Annotated in this window: 16 protein-coding genes; 8 read left to right on the top strand and 8 right to left on the bottom strand. The window is 39.9% G+C overall.

Annotated elements, in window-relative coordinates; all coding sequences use genetic code 11:
• Positions 1-18 precede the first annotated feature (18 nt).
• From J4N25_RS19075 to J4N25_RS19065, 3 genes are read right to left on the bottom strand one after another with little or no spacing between them, the layout of a single operon-like run.
• The gene (locus tag J4N25_RS19075) at positions 19-2,133 is read right to left on the bottom strand and encodes a ComEC/Rec2 family competence protein (RefSeq protein WP_207423389.1); all 2,115 of its coding nucleotides are present in this window, start codon (positions 2,131-2,133) and stop codon (positions 19-21) included.
• Positions 2,130-4,181, bottom strand: coding sequence for a ComEA family DNA-binding protein (locus J4N25_RS19070; RefSeq protein WP_207423388.1), 2,052 nt, complete (start codon positions 4,179-4,181; stop codon positions 2,130-2,132). The genes J4N25_RS19075 and J4N25_RS19070 overlap by 4 nt, the downstream gene beginning before the upstream one ends.
• Positions 4,171-4,980: a PorV/PorQ family protein gene (locus J4N25_RS19065; RefSeq protein ID WP_207423387.1), complete on the bottom strand. Its 810-nt coding sequence runs from the start codon at positions 4,978-4,980 to the stop codon at positions 4,171-4,173. Before J4N25_RS19065 ends, J4N25_RS19070 begins: the two co-directional genes overlap by 11 nt.
• Before the next feature lie 86 nt (positions 4,981-5,066).
• On the opposite strand from J4N25_RS19065, the gene J4N25_RS19060 reads away from it, so the two are divergent.
• Positions 5,067-5,735, top strand: coding sequence for a hypothetical protein (locus tag J4N25_RS19060; protein WP_207423386.1), 669 nt, complete (start codon positions 5,067-5,069; stop codon positions 5,733-5,735).
• A gap of 83 nt (positions 5,736-5,818) precedes the next feature.
• Here J4N25_RS19060 and J4N25_RS19055 read toward each other — a convergent pair whose 3' ends face one another.
• The 3 genes from J4N25_RS19055 to J4N25_RS19045 form a co-directional block, all read right to left on the bottom strand.
• Positions 5,819-6,568 (bottom strand): ABC transporter ATP-binding protein, encoded by a 750-nt coding sequence (locus tag J4N25_RS19055; RefSeq protein WP_207423385.1) that lies wholly within the window; start codon positions 6,566-6,568, stop codon positions 5,819-5,821.
• Positions 6,565-7,362, bottom strand: a complete 798-nt coding sequence (locus J4N25_RS19050; protein ID WP_242695948.1) for an ABC transporter permease — start codon at positions 7,360-7,362, stop codon at positions 6,565-6,567. The genes J4N25_RS19055 and J4N25_RS19050 overlap by 4 nt, the downstream gene beginning before the upstream one ends.
• A gap of 71 nt (positions 7,363-7,433) precedes the next feature.
• Entirely contained in the window at positions 7,434-8,402 is a 969-nt protein-coding gene (locus J4N25_RS19045; RefSeq protein ID WP_207423383.1) for an ABC transporter substrate-binding protein, read from the bottom strand.
• A 275-nt stretch (positions 8,403-8,677) separates the two neighbouring features.
• Here J4N25_RS19045 and J4N25_RS19040 point away from each other — a divergent pair, with 275 nt between their 5' ends.
• From J4N25_RS19040 to J4N25_RS19015, 6 genes are all read left to right on the top strand, one after another.
• Positions 8,678-9,823 (top strand): methionine aminotransferase, encoded by a 1,146-nt coding sequence (locus tag J4N25_RS19040; protein WP_207423382.1) that lies wholly within the window; start codon positions 8,678-8,680, stop codon positions 9,821-9,823.
• A gap of 23 nt (positions 9,824-9,846) precedes the next feature.
• Positions 9,847-10,623 (top strand): amidohydrolase, encoded by a 777-nt coding sequence (locus J4N25_RS19035; protein ID WP_207423381.1) that lies wholly within the window; start codon positions 9,847-9,849, stop codon positions 10,621-10,623.
• 91 nt (positions 10,624-10,714) lie between these two features.
• Positions 10,715-13,174, top strand: a complete 2,460-nt coding sequence (locus J4N25_RS19030) for a penicillin-binding protein 1A (protein WP_207423380.1) — start codon at positions 10,715-10,717, stop codon at positions 13,172-13,174.
• Between the two features lie 71 nt (positions 13,175-13,245).
• Positions 13,246-16,458, top strand: a complete 3,213-nt coding sequence (locus tag J4N25_RS19025; protein WP_207423379.1) for a DPP IV N-terminal domain-containing protein — start codon at positions 13,246-13,248, stop codon at positions 16,456-16,458.
• Between the two features lie 284 nt (positions 16,459-16,742).
• Positions 16,743-18,128, top strand: a complete 1,386-nt coding sequence (locus J4N25_RS19020) for an arginine decarboxylase (RefSeq protein ID WP_207423378.1) — start codon at positions 16,743-16,745, stop codon at positions 18,126-18,128.
• Between the two features lie 83 nt (positions 18,129-18,211).
• Positions 18,212-18,409 (top strand): hypothetical protein, encoded by a 198-nt coding sequence (locus J4N25_RS19015; protein ID WP_207423377.1) that lies wholly within the window; start codon positions 18,212-18,214, stop codon positions 18,407-18,409.
• An 18-nt stretch (positions 18,410-18,427) separates the two neighbouring features.
• On the opposite strand, the gene J4N25_RS19010 is transcribed toward J4N25_RS19015, so the two are convergent.
• Positions 18,428-18,859 carry a GNAT family N-acetyltransferase gene (locus J4N25_RS19010; protein WP_207423376.1) on the bottom strand — a complete coding sequence of 144 codons (432 nt, stop codon included), beginning with the start codon at positions 18,857-18,859 and terminating at the stop codon, positions 18,428-18,430.
• A gap of 133 nt (positions 18,860-18,992) precedes the next feature.
• Here J4N25_RS19010 and J4N25_RS19005 point away from each other — a divergent pair, with 133 nt between their 5' ends.
• On the top strand, positions 18,993-20,069 hold the full coding sequence (locus tag J4N25_RS19005) for a spore photoproduct lyase family protein (RefSeq protein WP_207423375.1): 1,077 nt from the start codon (positions 18,993-18,995) through the stop codon (positions 20,067-20,069).
• A 90-nt stretch (positions 20,070-20,159) separates the two neighbouring features.
• On the opposite strand, the gene J4N25_RS19000 is transcribed toward J4N25_RS19005, so the two are convergent.
• Positions 20,160-21,110, bottom strand: coding sequence for a D-2-hydroxyacid dehydrogenase (locus tag J4N25_RS19000; protein WP_207423374.1), 951 nt, complete (start codon positions 21,108-21,110; stop codon positions 20,160-20,162).
• Positions 21,111-21,124: the final 14 nt, after the last annotated feature.

Below are 21,124 nucleotides of genomic sequence, written 5' to 3'. Positions count from 1 at the left end.
GGATTCTAATGAAAACGATCAGGACTTTAGAACAATCCTAAACGCAGGATTCTGCTTTAAGACATAATACTTTATCCCCAGTTCACGTGCCTGTTGCACCCATTGATTTATCCGGTATTCCTTGTTTGTTGCATCGATCAATACTAATGAAAACTCTACATCTTCATTCAATTTTTGTAATTTGATCCAGGGATTATCAGTTATTAAAACAGCGTTAACCTTCACCCGCTTTCTAAAGTCCTTTTTCTTCCAAAACCTATCCCAGATCATTAATCGCCAACCACCAAGAACTAGAAAATGATTATATGCACTGTCGACATTAGCGTGCGAAGAAGAATTGACCACATTTATCCTGGAAGCAAAAGCACTGACAGAAGGCTGAATAGAGAAAGCAAAGGTCTTGTCGTTGGGTTGAAGATCTGTATATAAACAGCACTGACCTTTAGAAAAAAAAGCAATAGCACGGTTCTTTCGCAAACTGTAGATTATAACTTGCTCCTCTCCACTTCGTTTAATCTGTTCGTAAGAGGTATAAGAAACGATCAATATTAGGAGAGATAAGGATAAGAACAGAATTTTCTTCTTTCTAATTTGAATTGAAATAAGCAGTAATAAAGCGGCGGCAAAGAAAAACAAATAGTAAAACGCACCATAGGGGTAGAAGTTCAGGCTAGAGAATGAAAGGTTCTGAATAGTGATCAATCCATCATTTGTCCATTGAATACAACTGTTTAATACTTCTCCTATAGCTTCCAAAAAATCCTGAGGGATGACTTGGCTGAAAGAAAATAATGCCAAGAATCCAATACCTGCATACATGATTAACTGAACTGGTAGGATGATAAAAAGGTTACTAAGAAGGAAATACACGGGAAATTGATGAAAGTAATACAGACTGAGAGGCAGAGTAGCAAGTTGAGCAGCGACAGAAACAGCGGTCCAACTCCAGATAGTGTCGAAAATCCTATTCTTAAAGAAGAAGAGATGCTTCACTTTAGGATACAGGTAGATCAGGCCAGCAACCGCGAGGTAAGATAATTGAAACCCTGCATCTAGAAGAAAAAAAGGATTATAAATGAGCAGCAAAAAGGCAGAGGCAGCAAGTGTATTGTAAGAATTGGTTCTCTTATTAAAGGTTTTACCAATTACATAAATTGTGCACATCACCGCAGCCCTGCATACAGCCGACGAGAACCCGGTTAACATAGCATAGAACCAAATAAGTGCTATGATTAAGGTAACTTTAAATACGCGTAGCCAAACATTTCTATCGAGGAATGATAGCAAGAACGTGAATATGGAAAACACCAGTAACACATGCATGCCCGAAACTGATAAAACATGCATAGTCCCTGTCTTAGAATATGCAGTTATTATCTCAGAACTTAACTCTGCTTTATATCCTAAGATTAGAGTAGAGGCTAAGGCTGCTGCTTGCTTATCTTTTATGTATTCAGAAAATCCGGCAACAAGCTGTTTTCGAACCTTTAAGCTGTAAGAAATCAAAGGATTACCTTTCTGCCTTCCGACAATTTTAAATTGATTGGCATTAAGGAAAGCTTGCTTCTCTATTCCCTGATGAGAAAGATATTTCTTGTAGTCGAATTCGAATGGATTATACGGCGGCTCTATTTCAGATAACTTTACAGGAATTAAAAGCTCGTCTCCGTACCTTATTGTGCTCTTTTCATTTGCTTTAACAGCAACTTGAAGTTTCCCTCTTACAGGTTTAAACCCCTTTCCCACGAATGCCCTAAGCACCTGCGCCTCAAATCTAAATAGACCCTTTGAATATCTCGGTTCAGACGCCACCCTTATTAAAAATCCTTGTGCCTGAACTTTTCCAAAATAAGTGGGCTGAATGGCGTCTATTTTAGACAAGGTAATAGAAAGACTTAGAAAAAAAAGAAATAGGTGAAGAATACAACCGGCCATCCATTTATTCATATAGAGTTGCAGCCTGTTGTACATAAGCCAAAGAATAATTAGGCATACGAAAGAAAGCAGAGCAATTAGAGATGCTATAATTAACAGCCCCGGTTGTGGGAAAATTAATCCAATAATAATGGCCAACATCACCGGAACCAATATTCGAACAAAGACAAGCTCGCCTTTATAAACTATACCTTTCAAAACTGAAGTCTTAATTGTACTTTGAAATCTGATTTTTTATTCCCAGATATTTTGTCAAGTCCCGAACCCACTTCATCTATATTAGAATAACTAGTGATTGAATATCTAAACCAAACGTCCATTTCCTTTAATAACCTGTATCTTACGTTTGTGTAAAAACGAAGACCTTGATTTTGATAAGCTGGGGCAGAAAAACCATACAAAACATCATTCTCATAAGCGTAGATCCTTGAATTAAAACTTTGGGTATCGAACAGTGCCACCCGGAAGTTTCCTGTTACCTTAGAGCGCATCGGATTAAAGATCATATCCTGGTAAAGAAGAAATCCAAATTCCTTATTAGCTCCTCCTTTTTTAAAGCTTGTAACCTCGGCTCTGCTTCTCGACTGGCAGGAGGCATTCAATTTATAGCTAAACTCCATGCGATAATTCTGGCGCAGCACTTCTTCAAGGAAATTCATTGTATTCTCCAGATTGTCGTTCTCCTGCTTCCGCTCGAACTTATACCGAATTAGCGCTTTCAACTTCTTATTGGGAGTATAGCTAAACTGTGAAAGAAGTTCATAGCCCTGGGAAGGAGCATCTGCCCGAAATCTTAACCATGGGAAGCGAAAAAAATCAACGTATGAAGAGAGTTCGTACTTACGGTTTGGAGTAAAAACTAAACCAGAATAGAATGCTTTTTCATTCACTGCTTTGGATGCCTCCGATATCCCCTGGTTGAAGAACGAATGGAAATCGGCCTGGTAGCTCCTATGTAAAAACACTGTTGCTAATTTAGGACTCATGCTTATAACAGCACCATTTATAACAGCAAAGCCGGAACTCAAGCTGTGTGCTCCTTCGCCGAATAAATACAAGTTGCGCCAGCCATAGGTATAATACAAACCTAAATTACTTAGTTGCTTACCCGCAAACTCCTTACTGCTATACACCTGGCTATTAATCTCAAATGATTTACTAAAATTTGTGCAATAAGAATTAAAGCCTAGCCTCAAGGTGTTCAAGTTGTACTGTGTATTAATACCGTACACAGTCTGCCTAATTTGGCTTTTATTATCAATTTCAACACGGGTCCTATGTAACCCACTTTCATTCAGTGCCCCTATTGCCGCTTCACCGCTCTGGTCGTCCTGATTAAGACTCCCGTCGAGCTTTCTAGAAGAAATAAATGGGGTAATTTCTATTTTTTTCACCTGTATAGTTGCTGCAAGGCCCCTGAAGAAAAGAGCTTCATTTGTCGAACTATATGGTTTAAGTCCCGTTTCGGCCTTAGGAATAGTGGAAACGGCAACGCCCTTGCCAAAGCTTAGGCCTGACCATAAAGACAAACCCTGCCCGAACTGCAAAGAATAATCACCTATGGCAATTTTTCTAACAATATTAATTCCCTTGTAAAAAAGGTTGAGTGAATAAAAATCAAAACCCGGGACAGAGCTTTTGGAAGAGAAACGTTCTCCTGCATCTTTTTCCATTGTTAAAGCCGCAGATAAACCATTGCCATAATGGTATCGATACCGCGTTAGGATACGCTGGGGAGAACCCAGATAATGAGATTTTGATTCATCTTTAATTTGAAAACCCGCCTGCGTTTCAATTACTTGTCCAACCAAAACAATAATCTCATGCCGTCCTTGATGCAAAAGATTTTGTGGTGATACACCACGTAAAGTCCCAACATTTTTAATCGTAATAAAAGGTAGCAACCTGCGTATAGTCTCTAAATCAAGGCCATCCACGGCCTGTAGCTCATACAACTCAAGAAAATCACCGTTTTCCTTTCTGTATTCTATAATCTGATTCACTTGCAGCGGTGAGAGGAACACCAGTTCAAGAAGGCTTTCTTCATTAGCCTTATTAATATCCAATGGGTGTTTTTTATAGAAATTTAGTTTTTCTATTAAATCGGAAAAATCGAAATCATTTCCGACAGTTTCCATTACAGATTCTATGATCGTTTCAATGATGGGATCCTGGTCTGTTTGAGCTACTGCCCGGCGAAACGGTACTACAAGGAGACCCAGGAGTAATAGACCTTTAAAACTCATAAGACATAGATACCTGGGGTGAATAACCTAAAGTTGGATGAGAAGATGCTCCACCATCCAGATGTAGCTTCTGCCACTTGCACCCAAGTCCCGCGAATTGTCTGAAAGGATTAAGACTAACACCTCCCCTGAATGACAAACATTGAAGAGCGTTGTACTCAAGTCCAAACCTTGCATCAGTTAACCATTCCAAATCTTTCACAAATCCGCTATTAAAAATTACCCTATCGGAAATCTCGTAGGCTGCTCCTATTTCAAGAACCGTCGGTATTCGTGCATCAACTTCGCTATTATAGCCGTTCCTTGCAGGATTAGAAATATGGGATCCAATTAGTATTTTAGGAGATGGCCTGAATTGAATACCTGCTTCAAAAGAATATGTTTTTGCCGCGCCATATTGAACTATCTTTACTTGATGTGCATTGAGGGATAATGCGGCAAAGACTGTCTTTCCGAAACGTTTAGCATAAGCAAGACTAATTTTTTGTTCAGAATAAGCAGATATTCCATAATTCTGCAGACCGAGACCTACAGCATTATTTTTAAAAGGACAAATAAATATTGCACCCTGAGTTGCGATGTCTGTCTCCAAAAAGTTATTCTGGTAACTAATAGCTAGTATAGGACTCGTAAGCGCAGCGATTCCTGCCTGGTTTGTCTGCATACTCCAGGCATCCTGTAAAGCAACGCCAGTGTTTCCTAAAGAATTAATTCTGGCCCCTGAGATGACGTCCTGTGCTTGAATTTTAAATACTATCAGCACAAACAGACAAGTTTTAAATGATAGGTTTGAAGGCATATTAAAGGTTTGGAAAACTAAAGTAATTTTTTTTTGAAAAAACGCGTTACATTTAAGAAAAAATTAATCTAAGTGATAAATTCATTATGAAGAAACTTATTCTCGGAGCTGTAATCGGTTTGATTTCAACAGCATCCTTTGCACAGAAAAAATTCTCAGAAGGCACAATAACTTATAAAGTAGAATGGCAGCCGGCTCCTCAAATGCAACAAATGGCTGCTATGTTTCCTACAGAACTAACAGTATACTTTAAAGGAGATTCAACAGCAACTGTATCGAAATCGTCATTCTCGAACACCAACACTATTTTGAATCCAAAGACTGAGTATCAGCGTCTGCTTATCGATGTACCGATGAGAAATAAAAAGTACTCAGTGATACTTACGCCCGATGATGTTGAGCAAATGAAGGAATTTGGTCCTGAATTTAAGGTAACTCCAGCAAACGAAACTAAAACCGTTAATGGGTTCACCGCTCAGAAATATACGATTAGCGAGAAAAAAAGCGGCAAAAGCTTTGATAGTTGGTTCACTAAAGATGTAGATGTAAGCGCTAATTCACTTACTCAATTTTTCGACAAGACATTAGGATTCCCTTTAGAGTTTCAAAGTTTTCAAAGCGGAATGGGTGTTAAAGCAACTGTAAAAGAAATTAAAGAAGGTAAAGTTCCCGCTGGTACGTTCTCGGCTACAAAAGATTATGAAGAAATAACTTTCGCCCAGCTAATTGCAATGATGGGTGGTGGAAGACGTTAATCCTGTTATAACAAATAATTACGAAGGCTTCCATTTTCATGGAAGCTTTTTTTATTTCTCTGTCTCAATTCTACCCGAACGGCTTATCCAAACCACTCATATATGCTTGGCATTTCGAGGGCTTTCTTTTCTTCCTGTTTAATATCTCTTAATACTCTACCTTCAGTCATTTGTATCACACGATTTCCATACGTGTAAGCATCTTTTATATTATGAGTTACCATTAAAGCAGTCAACCGATAGTCCTTTATAATTCTATCTGCTGTTTTCATTACCAACTCTGCCGATCGCGGATCAAGAGCAGCGGTAGGTTCGTCAAGTAAGAGAATTTTGAGGTCGTCCATCGTTGCCATTAACAAGGTTAATGCCTGTCGCTGTCCCCCTGAAAGAGTTCCGATAGCCTGGTCTAGTTTAGCCTCAAGGCCCATTCCCAACATAGCTACTTTTTCTTTAACCCGGCCCCTGAATTCTTCATTAATTCCTATCGTGAGGCTTTTGGATCCCGTTCGGAGCGAAGCAAGGCGAAAATTTTCAAGGATACTCAGATCGGGAGCTGTACCGCTTAATGGGTTTTGGAAAACTCTTGCTATCCATTTACTTCTTTTATAATCGGCATATTTAGTTACATCTGTTCCGTCCATGATTATTGAGCCCGAGGTAGGCAATATGCTACCGGCAATACAATTTAAGAGGGTTGACTTACCTGAGCCGTTTGCACCTACAATCACTACAAAATCATTTTCTTCCACTAAAAGGTTAAGATTTTGAAGGCTTCGCACCTCATTAAGTCTACCTTGGTTAAAGGTTTTGTTTAAAGATGATATCCTGATCATAAGGCCTTCTTAAATAGTAATTGAGGTACGCTTACAATGAGTAGTACAAAAACTGCAGTAATTAACTTAAGCATACTTGCATCGACTCCCAAACTTAAGGTGACTGCCAGCACAGCCTGAAACAGTATGGCACCAATAATCACTAAAAGTAAACTGGCACTTACCGAGGTGATATTAAACCAATTGATAAAGGTTTCTGCAATAATTACCGAACCCAGGCCAGCTATTACAATTCCAATTCCCATGTTTATGTCTGCAAAACCCTGAAACTGGGCTAGCAGATAGCCGCTGGTAGCTGTTAAAGCATTTGCCAGAGCAAGACCGATGATCTTCATCCTGTCGGTACTCACTCCGAGGGAACGGATCATAGTTTCGCTATTACCCGTAGCTCGCATGGTGATCCCGAAATCCGTACTTAGGATATATATGATCAAGCCCGTTAGTACTGCCACAAAAAGCAGAAGAACAATAAGCGTATTCAAATTGAAGTCGTCAAAAATGCTGACCAGGTTATAAAGGTTTAAAAAGTTTAGCAACGGAATATTCGACCTGCCCATGAAACTTAAATTAATAGAATAAAGGGCTGTCATTACCAGAATACCAGAAAGCAACGGGTTTATTTTAAGCTTTGTATGGATGAGGCCTGTACAGGCGCCGGCGGTAGCTCCAGCAAGCATGGTTAGAGGCAATATAATAGGAGCGGAATAACCCGACGACAATAGTATTGCGGTTACTGCCCCTCCCAAGGTATAACTACCGTCTGTAGTAATATCCGGGATATTAAATATTTTCATGGAAATGTAAATCCCTAAAGCTATCCCAGAGAAACATAGGCCTTGTAAAATGGCGGTTAAGTAGAAGTCCATTACTTAACTGCTTCGAAATTTGCAGGGATGGAAATTTGATACTTCTTCGCAGCCCCAGGATTATAAACTCTTTTACGGACCCTAACCATCTCCCAGTTTAGTCCCTCTGTTTTACCCGACTTCAGGTACTTAGCGGCCTGCACTCCAGCTTGATATCCCCATTGATAAATATCGGCGCCAAAAGCTGCTACAGCCCCCCTTTTTACAAGTCCGGCTTCACTAGTAAACACGGGCACATTTTTTTTATCACAGTTTTTCAAAATAGTCTCGAAAGCAGCAAATACTGTATTATCCGGATTAGCAAAAAAGGCATCAATATTTTTATTTAAAAGGGACTGGGTAACGATCTGGGCCTCTGCCGAGCTATTAAGAGGTAATGCTTCTACCTGAACATTATACCGAAGAGCTACCGACTTTATACGCTCAAGAGCGTCTGCTGATTGGGGTTCCGCCTGATTGTAGATCATTCCGACAATTAGTTTCGCTCCCCTTGGCCTTAACATTTTTGGAATAAGGGTAAAAGAGGTATCTATATACGCTAGATCCTCTGCAACTCCGTAAAGATTGGCCGGAGTCTTACCCGATGCATTTAATACCTTCATCCGTGCAGGCACGGGCGAAACCATCATAAAAACAGGGATAGACTTTGTTCGTTGAAGTGCCGTTAAGGTAGATAAGGTGGTGCTTGTAGCTAGCAGGTCCACTTTTTCGGATAGATAGTAGTTGACGATTTGGGTCAAGGCTGGAATGTCTCCCTGCGCATTTTTATAAAAAACTTTAACCGTATTATTCTCCTCGCTATACCCTTCTTTCTTTAGTGCATCTACAAAACCTTCTTTTGCCTGTTCAATAGTTGCATCTTCAAACGCATCCACAAAGCCAACAGTAGGTACTTCTTTATTCTTTGATTTACACGCCGCCAGAAAAAAAACAAGTGCTATTAAATAGGTAAAGCGATTCCAATTCATGTTGCTAATTTATTAAAATACATTCTCAGATCACTATCCTCCAATCAATCCTTACATTATTCTATCATTCCCTCATTCTATCATTCACTCATTCTATCATTCACTCATTCTATCATTCAATCATTCTATCCTACTCATTCTATCCTTCACCCACTCTATCATTCCTTCATTCTATCATTCCCTCACTCTATCCTTCCCTAATTCTATCCTTCACTCATCCTATCATTCCCCATTCCCCTCTCCTCCAACCAAAGTTTATTTATAATTTAGCCGCGATGATTCATTTTAAGTCAAAGCTACCTAAAACAGCAACTACGATATTCAGCGTAATGTCTAAGCTGGCCGCAGACCATAATGCAATTAACCTTTCCCAGGGTTTCCCTGATTATGATGCTCCTGCGGAATTAACCACATTGGTAAACAAATACATGGAGCAGGGTAAGAACCAGTACGCTCCAATGGCGGGGGTTCCCTTACTAAGGGAGCGCATCTCGGAAAAGGTTCAGGACCTGTATGGCTCATTTTACAACCCGGAAACTGAAATAACCATTACTGCTGGAGGAACTCAGGCTATTTTTACGGCTATTGCCGCTACCGTTCAGCCTGGCGACGAAGTGATTGTATTTGAACCTGCCTATGATTCTTATGCTCCTACCGTAAAACTTTTCGGGGGATTGGTTAAGCCTTTTGAACTATGTCCGCCCGATTATAAAATAGATTGGCAGATGGTAAGGAAACTTATCTCTTCCCGAACAAAAATGATTATCCTGAATTCTCCCCAGAACCCTACAGGTGTAATATTGGACGACGAAGACATCAAGCAACTCATAGCTATTACCAGGGGTACAGACATACTCATACTTAGTGATGAAGTCTACGAGCACCTTATCTATGATGGAAAGGAGCATTTAAGCATGGCTCGTTTCCCTGAATTGAGTGAACGCAGTTTTATTACATCCTCATTTGGAAAGCTGTTCCATACAACGGGTTGGAAGATCGGATACTGCCTGGCTCCGGAAGAATTGATGAATGAATTTAAGAAAGTACATCAGTTTCTAGTTTTCAGCGTTAATACTCCCATGCAGTATGCTATTGCGGACTTTTTATCAGACAAGGGGTATTACAAAGAATTATGCAATTTTTTCCAAACGAAAAGGGACTATTTCAGGTCAATGATGAGTGAAACCCGTTTTAAGCTTCTACCTTGCTACGGTTCTTACTTTCAAAATGCGGAAATAAGACATATAACAGAGGAAAAAGATACGGAATTTGTTAAAAGACTAACCTCAGAGTTTGGTGTAGCAGCAATTCCCAATTCGGCATTTTATAATAAAGGCACCGACTATGGCGTTATTCGCTTTTGTTTCGCAAAAAAAGAAGAAACTTTAGAAAAGGCCGTCAATCTATTAACTAAAGTTTAAATTAGTATAAATTTAGCTAATCAATGAGTGTTTTAAAGATCACCACCTTCCAGGCTTACATCTTCTGGGAAAACATTGATAAAAATCTCCAGAATTTGGGTCTGAAACTATCTTCAATCAGAGAGAAGACCGATCTCATTATACTTCCTGAAATGTTTAGTACAGGTTTTACTATGAATGCCCCAGGTCTTGCTGAAGAAATGGGAGGTAAAACCATGGAGTGGATGAAGGTTCAGGCAAAGAAGTTTGAAGCTGTAGTTACTGGAAGTCTTATTATCCGGGAAAATGATCAGTATTACAACCGCCTGATATGGATGCGCCCTGACGGAACGTACGAAAAGTATGATAAACGACATCTTTTTGGTTTAGGCAAAGAAGATTCTGTTTACCGCTCTGGCAAGGACAAATTAATCGTTGAATTGAACGATTGGAAAATTTGTCCGGTTATTTGTTACGATTTGCGCTTTCCTGTTTGGTTGAGGAACAACAATATTGATTACGATCTGTTGTTGATTGTTGCAAACTGGCCGGAGAAACGTTCTTTACATTGGCGCACCCTGATCCCGGCACGTGCCGTTGAAAACCAGGCATATGTTGTAGGAGTTAACAGAGTGGGGCATGATGGAAATGAAATCTACCATTCAGGTGATTCAATGTGTATTGATCCAAACGGCAAAACGGTATACTATAAACCTAATGACGAAGATTTGTACACATTTTCTATCTCCAAAGACGAGTTGATAAAAACAAGAAGAGCGTTCCCGTTTTTAAAGGATGCAGACAAGTTTGATTTATTTTAGTTAAAAAACGTTAAAAAACAGGCTTATTCCACTTGCCAGATTTAATATTACTGATTATTCGGGAAGTGCATATGTGCATTAAGTAAGTTTTATGTTCAGAGAAATTCGTAACAAACCCCTGAGGTACCTTCTAGTTCTTGTATACTTTATCATATTGTCATTCTGTGCTATAGAACTAAATTTCTTATGGCTTTTTGGCTATTCACCTACCCTTCATGATATAAAGACGCCTAACATGCGTATTGCATCTGAGGTATACACTGCTGACAAAAAACTAATTGGCAGGTACTATAAGGAAAACAGGACTCCTATTGAGTTTAACCAGCTTACTCAGCAAACTATTAACGCGCTTGTTGCTACTGAGGACGTACGTTTCTTCAACCATTCGGGTATTGACATCCGTTCGCTATTTTCAAGTATAGTTTCAACCGCGTCAGGGGATAAACGAGGCGCAAGTACAATTACCCAACAACTTGCCAAAAACCTTTATCGCACCCGGAATAACAAACAGCAGGGATTCGTTAAAAAGATCCCGGTAGTAAGAACTATTGTTTTTAAGTTAAAGGAATGGATAACTGCTTTTAAATTGGAAGGGCATTATACCAAGGAAGAGATCCTGACGATGTATTTCAACACCGTTCCTTTTGGTAGTAATACCTTTGGTCTGAAAACTGCTGCTAAGAAGTATTTTAATAAAGATACTGATAAGCTTAGTGTCGAGCAGTCTGCCCTACTCGTTGGTATGTTGAAAGCCAGCACTACTTATAACCCTGAATATCACCCTGAGAGAGCACTTGAAAGAAGGAATATTGTATTATCTCAGATGGAGAAATATGGTTACCTGACTGAGGATGAGTATAAAAAATACAGCAACCGGGGATTGAACCTGACTCTGGGTAAAGTGGAAGATGACACCCGTGGGGATTCTTACCTGCGTACAGCGGTAGCTCGCTATTTGGAAAAGTGGTGTGATGACAAAGGTTACGACCTTTACGAATCAGGATTAAAAATATACACAACCATCGATTCTAAACTACAGAAATACGCGGAGGAAGCTGTAGAAGATCAGATGAAAATTTTGCAAACCAGGCTGAATAATGCCTGGGGGAACCAAAATCCCTGGAGAGATTCTGATGGGAAAGAGATTGAAGATTTTCCGATGAAAGCGGCTCAACGCCTTCCCTATTACTCCTATCTGAAAACTAAATACAGCAATTCTCCCGACTCGATTGACTACTATTTGAACAGACCAAAGAAAATGAAGGTTTTCAGTTGGAAAGGTGACCAGGAAGTTACTTTTTCAACCCTCGACTCTATCAAATACTATTCAAAGATCCTGAATACGGGCATGATGACCATGGACCCTTTTTCAGGCCATATCAAGGTTTGGGTAGGTGGAATTGATTTCGACCACTTTAAATTTGATCACGTTGATCAATCGAAACGTCAGGCAGGATCTACTTTCAAACCTTTCGCCTATCTGGCTGCACTTGAAAGTGGTATGAGCCCCTGCGACAGGTTTGTAGACAAGCCTGTTAAAATTGCTTATGATGAGAACAATCAGCATAAGTTCTGGGAGCCGAAGAATTCTGAATACTACTTTTCGGGACAACAAATGACGTTAAGGCACGCCATGGGTAAATCTGTAAATTCTATTACGGCGCAGATCACTGAGCAGGTGGGTTGGGACAACGTGGTAAAGTATGCTCATAAGTGCGGGATCGAGAGCGAATTGAAATCAGTACCTTCTGTGAGCCTTGGTTCTAATGATGTTTCAGTATTTGAGATGGTTAGGGCTTATGGAACATTTTTAAATCATGGAAAGAAAACAGAACCGATCCTGGTGCATAAGATAACGGATCACGATGGTAATGTTATCGAAGAGTTTAAGGCAGAACAGGAACAGGTTCTTACGGAAGAAATCTCCTGGCTAATGCTATATATGTTCCGTGGTGGTATGGAAGAGCCAGGCGGCACATCCCGCTCTCTTTGGGAATGGGATCTATGGAAAAAAGGAAATCAAATAGGTGGTAAAACCGGAACCTCTTCCGACTTCGTAGATGGCTGGTATATGGGTATTACCAAAGATCTTGTAACTGGAGTTTGGGTGGGCTGCGATGAACGAAGTGTGCATTTTAGATCATCAGGAAGTGGTGAGGGAGCACATACCGCACTTCCGATCTTTGGGAAGTTTATGGAGAAAGTTTACCGCGACCCTTCAAGTGGCTACAGTTACGGGCCTTTCCCGAAACCAACTGTAGAGATCACGAGAGAGTATAATTGTACAACTCCGGACACTTACGTTGACACAACAGCAGTTGATACGCTTCTAACAGACTCTTTAATGGTAGATACCACCGCAGTTCCGGTAACAGAAGACAATCAGCAAGAGCAAAATCAACAGCAACCTGCAACTAGTCCGACACCGGATCAACAAGCCCCTGCCGACAACCTGCAAAGCAATCAAGGCACTGAGGATGAGGCAAAAAGCAGAAGAGAAATTAGAAGGGAACAGAGGCGACAAAAAAGAGAAGACGAGGCAAACAATTAAAATTTTCCTGTATTATTCATAATCGTATGATAAAATTGCATAAGCCCCTAGTTGTTTAATTAGAAACTAAAATGAAGAAAGCATCCTCTCGCTATAAAAGCTGGTTAGTTAAATCAATCTTCCTGTCATTATTTATTTTAATCTCGGGCACTGCAAGTGCTCAGTATTTCGGGCAAAACTTGGTCAGGTATAAAAACCTGAAGTTTAAAGTAAAGCAATCGCCACACTTCGAGCTATACCATTACCTGCGTAATGATAGCCTGGTAAATCGCTTTATGCAGGAAAGCGAGGTGTGGTATGATCTTCATCAACAGGTATTCAGGGATACTTTTGCTAAAAGAAATCCCGTGATCCTGTATGAGAACCACCCGGATTTCCAATCAACAACAGTACTTCAGGGTGGTGCAAGTGTTGGAACAGGGGGTGTGACGGAAGGAATGAAAAACCGGGTGGTTATGCCGATCCAAATGCTAAACCATCAAACCAGACACGTATTAGGACACGAGCTTGTTCACGCATTTCAATATCATACGCTTATAGAAAACGACTCTACTAATCTTGAAAACATCGGTAACCTCCCTTTGTGGATGGTTGAAGGAATGGCCGAGTACCTATCGGTTGGAAAAGTTGATGCTTTTACAGGTATGTGGATGCGTGATGCCTACTTAAATAGAGATATTCCAACCCTTCGTGACCTGACCACAAATAGCCGCTATTTTCCATACCGATACGGTCAGGCGTTCTGGACATATATAGGATCCACTTATGGCGATACAGTTATTGTGCCCCTATTTAAAGCTACAGCAAGGTTTGGATATGAAATGGCTATTAGAAGGACTTTTGGTTATGACGAGAGAACTTTATCCAGTTTGTGGAGAACAGCTATTGAAAACCAATATAAGCCGATGTTGAAAGATACTGCTCAGGTACCAGTAGGCAGGAATATCATAAACAATAAGAATGCTGGCGATATGAACGTTGCTCCTGCTATATCGCCCGACGGTAAATACATTGCTTTCCTTTCTGAAAAAGAACTTCTCAGTATAGATCTTTATCTGGCGGATGCACAAACGGGGAAAATAATACGACGGCTCACGAGCAGGGCCAATAATTCACATATTGATGAATTTAGTTTTATAGAATCCGCGGGCGCATGGTCGCCCGATAGCAGGCGATTCGCCTTTAGTGCATTTAGCTCGGGTAGGAACAAACTCTTCGTCATTGATGTAAAATCAGGTAAAACTATTTCTGAAAATGCTATGGGAGAGGTAGGCGAGTTTAGTAATTTAAGCTGGTCTCCCGATGGATCCAGCATTGCTTTTACCGGACTAAAAGACGGACAAAGCGATATTTATGTCTTTAACCTGACTACTAAGCAGCTTAATCAATTAACAAATGATAAATACTCAGATTATCAACCTGCATTTTCCCCTGATGGTAAAACAATAGTTTTCTCTACAGACAGAACTACTTTTGAAAATGCTACAAAATCAGTAGATATTACTTATAGCCTTGCCTTGATTGATCTTGCAACTAAGGCAATTACAAACATCAACGTATTCGCTGGTGCAAATAATTTAAATCCGCAATTCTCCGGTAACAGTCAGCAGATCTACTTCCTCTCAAACAGGGACGGCTTTAGAAACATGTATAGATATACTATCAATGGCGGACAGGTAGAACAGCTAACCAACTATTTCACTGGTATCAGCGGTATTACCGAATATTCACCGGCTTTAAGTGTTTCTTTAAACGACGACATTGTTTATTCTTATTATAGGTATCAGAAATATACTATCTATAATGCGAAAGCAACTGACTTTAAACCTGTTGTAGTAAATCCACAGGAACTTAATTTCGATGCTGCAATTCTACCTCCAACAAGATCTTCAGGTGTTGATATCATCAACGCTAATTTGGAGAATTTTGAGCGGTTTGAAACCATTGATCCTAACAATCTCAATCCTACTAAATACAGACCTCAATTTAAGCTCGACTATCTCGCAAGTAATGGAGTTGGAGCATCGGTAGGCCGGTTCGGTACAGGTATGTCAAGTGGAGTACAAGGTGTATTCAGCGACATCTTGGGAAGGAATCAAATTTACGCTCTGGCTTCCGTCAATGGTGAGATCTACGACGCTGGCGGCCAGGTAGCCTATATTAATCAAAAAAGCCGTATCAACTGGGGTACAGCCGTTTCGCACATTCCGTACCTTTCAGGGTTTAATGTCGGGTACATAACAGCAGGAAACCCAAATCCGGATGTTAACGGTTCATTTATTTATGGTTACGACATCCTTAGGACTTTTGAAGATCAGGTTCAGGTCTTTGCTTTCTATCCATTTTCCAGAACTTTTAGATTTGAGGCCGGAACTGGAGTAGCTCGTTATAGCTATAGAATTGACAGATATGCCACCTATTACGATGCGGATACAGCTACTGGGTCGATTGGTCGGGCATACCGGTCAGACCGGGCAAAATTGCCTAAAGATGAAGCAAAGAATTACTACGGCATCGACTTCAAATCATTCTCGATCTACCAATTGAACGCTGCATTTGTAGGCGATAATGCTTTGTTCGGAATTACCTCTCCACTAAGTGGATTCAGATACCGCCTCGGTGCAGATGCAATGTTCGGCGATTACAAATTAACTTCTGTAACTGCTGATTTCAGAAAGTACATTCGTACGAAAAAAGTAACTTTTGCAGGACGGGCATACAGTTATTCAAGGATGGGAAGGGATGAGGACAGGTTATATCCTCTTTTTATAGGCTACCCTTACTTAATTAGAGGTTATGAGGCCAACTCATTCTATAATAATGAATCAAGTAGTGGAAGTGCCTTTACGTTAGATCAATTAGTAGGATCAAAGATCGCTGTAGGTAATCTGGAAGCTCGTATACCATTTACAGGCCCTAAAAAGCTAACCGCCATAGAGTCGAGGTTTTTATTCTCCGATCTGAATTTCTTCTTCGACATCGGCCTGGCGTACGACAGGGATTCAAAAGTGGCATTCAGGAGCACCCCAAGGGCTATCGGAACCAAGGAATCAAATCAAGTTGGAGGTGGAGGTACTATCATTGGTAATCCTATTCCTGGACAACCATCACCTATTAACTCCGGAACAACAATTTACGAAAGAATTCCAGCTATGAGTGCGGGGGTTTCTTTAAGGGTGAATGTATTCGGCTACTTTGTGCTAGAGCCATACTTGGCATATCCCTTCCAACGTAAGGATACCAAAGGGCCGGTGTTTGGACTTGCATTCGCTCCGGGATGGTAACAGAACTAGAGATAATAAAAAAAGCGGCGCATACTCCTTGTAGCGCCGCTTTTTTTTATTCCTATTTTCCTTGTTCCTAGAATGCATTGAAAGGTATTTTATGCAGTTGCTAAGCAATCTGAACACTTTTAGTTTCCATATTGTAAACACTGTTAATACCTTTTTTAAAAGGTTTGTAATTTTTAAGATTACAAGGCAATTTTTATTATTTTCGCAGGTTTTAATTGCAGCCTTTATACGAGATTATCGTATAACGCATTGCAGCAATATTGTAGATTTAACACATGCAGAGTTACCAAGAGTTCCTTGACCTTAGTGTCGGTTTCCCTCAGGAAGGTTTTGAAGTTATAGATGATGAATTATACTTCCATGATTTGAATTTGATGGAGATGATTGAGACGTACGGTACTCCCCTACGCTTCACTTATATTCCTCTTATTTCGAAGAAGATTCAACAGGCTAAGCTGTTGTTTCAAAAAGCCATCGTAAACAATAATTACCGTGGCACCTATATGTACACCTATTGTACAAAAAGTTCCCACTTCAGACATATCATAGAAGAAGCATTGAAAAATGATGTTCATTTGGAAACTTCTTCAGCCTTCGATATGCCTGTAATTGACACTTTAGAAAAGAAAGGCATAGTTAGCAAAGACATTACCGTGATCTGTAATGGGTTTAAAACGTATCAGTACAAACAGTACATCATAGATATGTTCCATGATGGGTTCAAGAATATCATTCCGGTTCTGGACAATAAGGAAGAATTCAATATCTATGATGATGAGTTGGACCTTCCTTGTAATCTTGGTATCCGGATCGCATCAGAAGAGCAGCCTGATTCCCAATTCTACACCTCGAGGTTAGGGATCAGGATGGAGGATGTCATCGAGTTTTACAACAATAAGATAGCTCACAATCCAAACTTCCAGGTTAAACTGCTTCACTTCTTTATTAATTCAGGTATATCAGACACTCCGTATTACTGGAATGAATTAGAGAAGTACGTTACCCTTTATTGTAAGTTTAAGAAGGTTAATCCAGAACTTACAACGTTGGATATCGGGGGCGGTATGCCATTTAAAGACTCCCTTGTGTTCGATTTTGATTATGAATACATGGTTAATGAGATTGTGAAACGGATTAAAGAGATTTGCGCGGAACATGATGTAGAGGAACCAGATATCATTACTGAATTCGGCAAGTACACAGTTGCGGAAGCTTCAGGTATCCTTTACAAAGTATTAGGACGTAAGCAACAAAACGACCGTGAGAAATGGCTAATGCTGGATGGTTCATTTATCACAAACCTGCCAGATGTTTGGGCCTTGAACCAGAAATACATCCTATTGCCTATCAATAACTGGGATTCGGAATATGAACGAGTTAACCTTGGTGGAATAACTTGCGACGGCCAGGATTACTACAACCAGGAGGCGCACATGAATAGTGTGTTTATGCCGAAAACGCGTAAGGTACAATACCTTGGTTTCTTCCATACAGGGGCATACCAGGAGGTTTTAAGCGGTTATGGCGGTATTCATCATTGTCTCTTACCTTCTCCTAAGCACGTGATAATTAGAAGGAACAGGGACGAAACTTTCAACTTTGACGTTTTTGGTGAAGAACAAAATAGTAAACAGGTTTTGAAGATTCTTGGCTATACATAGCAGCTAGGGTTTAGAAGTCAGAAATGTTTTTCGACAAGCATTTCTGACTTGCTAATTATTCAACTCTTCTCACCCCTTCTTTTATGGCTAAGAAAAAACTTTCAGACCAGCAGATCCAGGCAATAGCCGAAAGCTTACTACCTTCCTTTATTCCTAAAGATTCTTCAGAAAACCAACTTGCATTTCACTTCACAGCCGAGGGATCTCATTACCAGGTCGCTTTCGAAAAAGAAGCTAAAATCTGGAAGTTCATATCCTGTCAGGAACAAGCAGAAGAATAATCTAATCTTCAAGGTATTTTAGATCAACTTTTGAAAATGAAAGCCAACAATAGAATAATCTAGATTGATCAGGAATTTGTGAGCTCTTGAGCTTTGAGTCAGAGTGTCTAGTTCAACACCTTTACAATTATTCTTTTTTGCCCAATCCTCTATAAAAGCAAGAAAACTAGACCCAAGATCTTGAGATTGGTTAGACGGATCAACAATAACATTGTCTAATTCCAATTGCCTACCTGAATTAAACTTTATTGTAATCCACCCACTCGCAAATCCAATCATCTTCCCATTTAGGAATACACCGAAACAGTGATAATTATTAAACGAGAATAGCTCCTTCAAATACCCTTCAATAATGTGTATGGTCAGCTTCTGATTATATTCTTTCCCCAATAAAGACATCGAGGCAATATCGTTTTCAGAAAGCATTCTAAAATTAGGTTCTTCAGTCATCGTTACCTACCGCACTAGAGCAATATCGGTACTAACAACCTACTAGTCCTAAAGATTTCAAAAAGATAAAGGATACAGTATCATTTCCACAAACCATTTATATAACGGCTAGTTATTCAAAAAACATTTGAATATGTTGCATAATAAAACCGTCGATGATCTTCTCGATATAAAGGAAATCTACCTTGAGCCAGATGTTAGAAAGCATAAGCGAGGATTGGATATTTTAGAGAAATACTCAGGGGCAACACTTACAGAAGTAGAGTCGCATTGGAAGATACCCGAGCTCTTTGGATTTGAAGGCTCAGTGGAAGACTGGATCTCAAATAAAAAGAACGTGCTTATTCTTGGTATTAAAAAATCCTTGAGTGCCAGACCAAATACCAGAAGCTCCCATTGGGTTGGTCCTTCCCAGTCTAATGGTTGTACCATGTCATGCTCCTATTGTTATGTTCCCAGAAGAAAGGGATTCGCAAACCCTATCTCTATTTTTGTGAACATCGAGCAAATATTAGGGTATTTGAAGAGGCATGCAGGCAGGCAAGGGATTAAGCAGGAAGCAGATCACATAGATCCTCAATATTGGGTTTATGAGATTGGGGAGAATGGCGATTGCTCTGCAGATGCAGCAATTTGCGACAACGTAAAGGATATGATTGATCTGTTCAAAGACATTCCTAATGGTAAACTTACATTTGCTACAAAGTTTGTCAACAAGGAAATGCTCAGTTACGATCCTCAGCTAAAGACGCGTATTCGCTTTAGTTTAATGCCTCACAAAATGTCTAAACTGGTAGATGTGCGAACAACCCCTATAAGCGAAAGGATCGATGTGATGAATGATTTCGCTGATGCCGGTTACGAGGTGAATGTGAACTTTGCCCCTGTTATTTACTACGATGGCTGGCTGAACGACTGGAAAGTTCTATTCGATGAAATGAATGATAAATTGAATGAGAAAGTAAAGAAACAGCTGGTAACAGAAATAATCTTCCTAACACATAATCAGCAGTTGCACGAGGTGAATCTCAATTGGCATCCTAAAGCGGAAGATGTGTTATGGAGGCCGGAAATACAGGAGGTAAAATACAGCCAGACAGGTGGCAGAAATGTCCGTTATAAACGAAACTTAAAAAAAGACCTGGTAGATTCACTGGTAGATCTGGTAAAGGAAGAGTTGCCTTACTGTGCTATCAGATATGCATTTTAACAGTGCAACTACAAGATATTTTAGATGTGTATAAAAAAAGGTTGTTCGTTTATTTCGAACAACCTTCATTATTAAGAGTTAAACAACAACTTATTTCTTAAAAAAATCGATGATCAGATTCGCTAGTTCAACTCCAATCCGCTCCTGAGCTTCGTTGGTTGCTGCACCAATGTGAGGAGTTAAAGAGATTTTCGGATGAGAAAGGATCTCTTGACGAGGAGTAGGTTCGTTATCGAATACATCTAATCCAGCAAAAGCAACCTTACCAGAATCCAAAGCATCGATCAAAGCTAACTCATCAATAGTTCCACCTCTTGAACAATTAACAACACCAACACCTTTTTTCACTTTTTCAAACTCTTCTTTACCAAGGATAGGTTTGTCAGTAAATGGAGTGTGTATGCTGATAAAATCAGACTCGCTGATTAATTGATCTAAACTTACTTTAGTAACCGGAACTTTAACGTTTACACCACCAGCCAGATTTAACTCTAACTCAGCAGGAACGTCATACAGGTCATATGCTAAAACTTCCATTCCAAGACCTAAAGCGATCTTCGCAGTTTCGCGACCGATACGGCCAAAACCAATAATACCGATCTTTTTACCTTTTAGCTCAATACCTTTAGCATAAGCTTTTTTAAGGTCATTGAACTTTGAACTTCCTTCAACAGGCATTTTACGGTTTGCATCATAAAGGAAACGGATTCCAGAATAAAGATGTGCAAACACCAAATCAGCTACTGATGGAGAAGATGCTGCAGGAGTGTTTACTACTGCCAAACCTTTGCTCTTCGCATATTCAACATCAATATTGTCCATACCTACACCACCACGGCCGATAAGTTTAAGATTTGGAACTGCATCAATTAAGTCTTTACGAACTTTAGTAGCGCTACGAACAGTGATAGCATCATAGTTCTTCAACGCTTCAGCTAACTGATCCTGAGGAATATTTTGTGTATCAACAGTAAAGCCAGCAGCTTCAAGCAATTGCTTTCCAACTGCATCAATACCGTCATTTGCAAGAATTCTTACCATTTTAGTATTTATGT

Source organism: Desertivirga brevis (assembly GCF_017355835.1).
Note: the sequence above shows the minus strand (reverse complement) of the source record. Positions and strands in the feature narration are given on the sequence as shown.

Bases quoted from the DNA above. Each gene is read 5' to 3' on its own strand.
- J4N25_RS19055 (WP_207423385.1), bottom strand. From the start codon at position 6,568: ATGATCAGGATATCATCTTTAAACAAAACCTTTAACCAAGGTAGACTT.
- J4N25_RS19040 (WP_207423382.1), top strand. From the start codon at position 8,678: ATGATTCATTTTAAGTCAAAGCTACCTAAAACAGCAACTACGATATTC.
- J4N25_RS19065 (WP_207423387.1), bottom strand. From the start codon at position 4,980: ATGCCTTCAAACCTATCATTTAAAACTTGTCTGTTTGTGCTGATAGTA.
- J4N25_RS19020 (WP_207423378.1), top strand. From the start codon at position 16,743: ATGCAGAGTTACCAAGAGTTCCTTGACCTTAGTGTCGGTTTCCCTCAG.
- J4N25_RS19035 (WP_207423381.1), top strand. From the start codon at position 9,847: ATGAGTGTTTTAAAGATCACCACCTTCCAGGCTTACATCTTCTGGGAA.
- J4N25_RS19045 (WP_207423383.1), bottom strand. From the start codon at position 8,402: ATGAATTGGAATCGCTTTACCTATTTAATAGCACTTGTTTTTTTTCTG.
- J4N25_RS19000 (WP_207423374.1), bottom strand. From the start codon at position 21,110: ATGGTAAGAATTCTTGCAAATGACGGTATTGATGCAGTTGGAAAGCAA.
- J4N25_RS19025 (WP_207423379.1), top strand. From the start codon at position 13,246: ATGAAGAAAGCATCCTCTCGCTATAAAAGCTGGTTAGTTAAATCAATC.
- J4N25_RS19010 (WP_207423376.1), bottom strand. From the start codon at position 18,859: ATGACTGAAGAACCTAATTTTAGAATGCTTTCTGAAAACGATATTGCC.
- J4N25_RS19060 (WP_207423386.1), top strand. From the start codon at position 5,067: ATGAAGAAACTTATTCTCGGAGCTGTAATCGGTTTGATTTCAACAGCA.
- J4N25_RS19030 (WP_207423380.1), top strand. From the start codon at position 10,715: ATGTTCAGAGAAATTCGTAACAAACCCCTGAGGTACCTTCTAGTTCTT.
- J4N25_RS19015 (WP_207423377.1), top strand. From the start codon at position 18,212: ATGGCTAAGAAAAAACTTTCAGACCAGCAGATCCAGGCAATAGCCGAA.
- J4N25_RS19005 (WP_207423375.1), top strand. From the start codon at position 18,993: ATGTTGCATAATAAAACCGTCGATGATCTTCTCGATATAAAGGAAATC.
- J4N25_RS19050 (WP_242695948.1), bottom strand. From the start codon at position 7,362: ATGAAAATATTTAATATCCCGGATATTACTACAGACGGTAGTTATACC.
- J4N25_RS19070 (WP_207423388.1), bottom strand. From the start codon at position 4,181: ATGAGTTTTAAAGGTCTATTACTCCTGGGTCTCCTTGTAGTACCGTTT.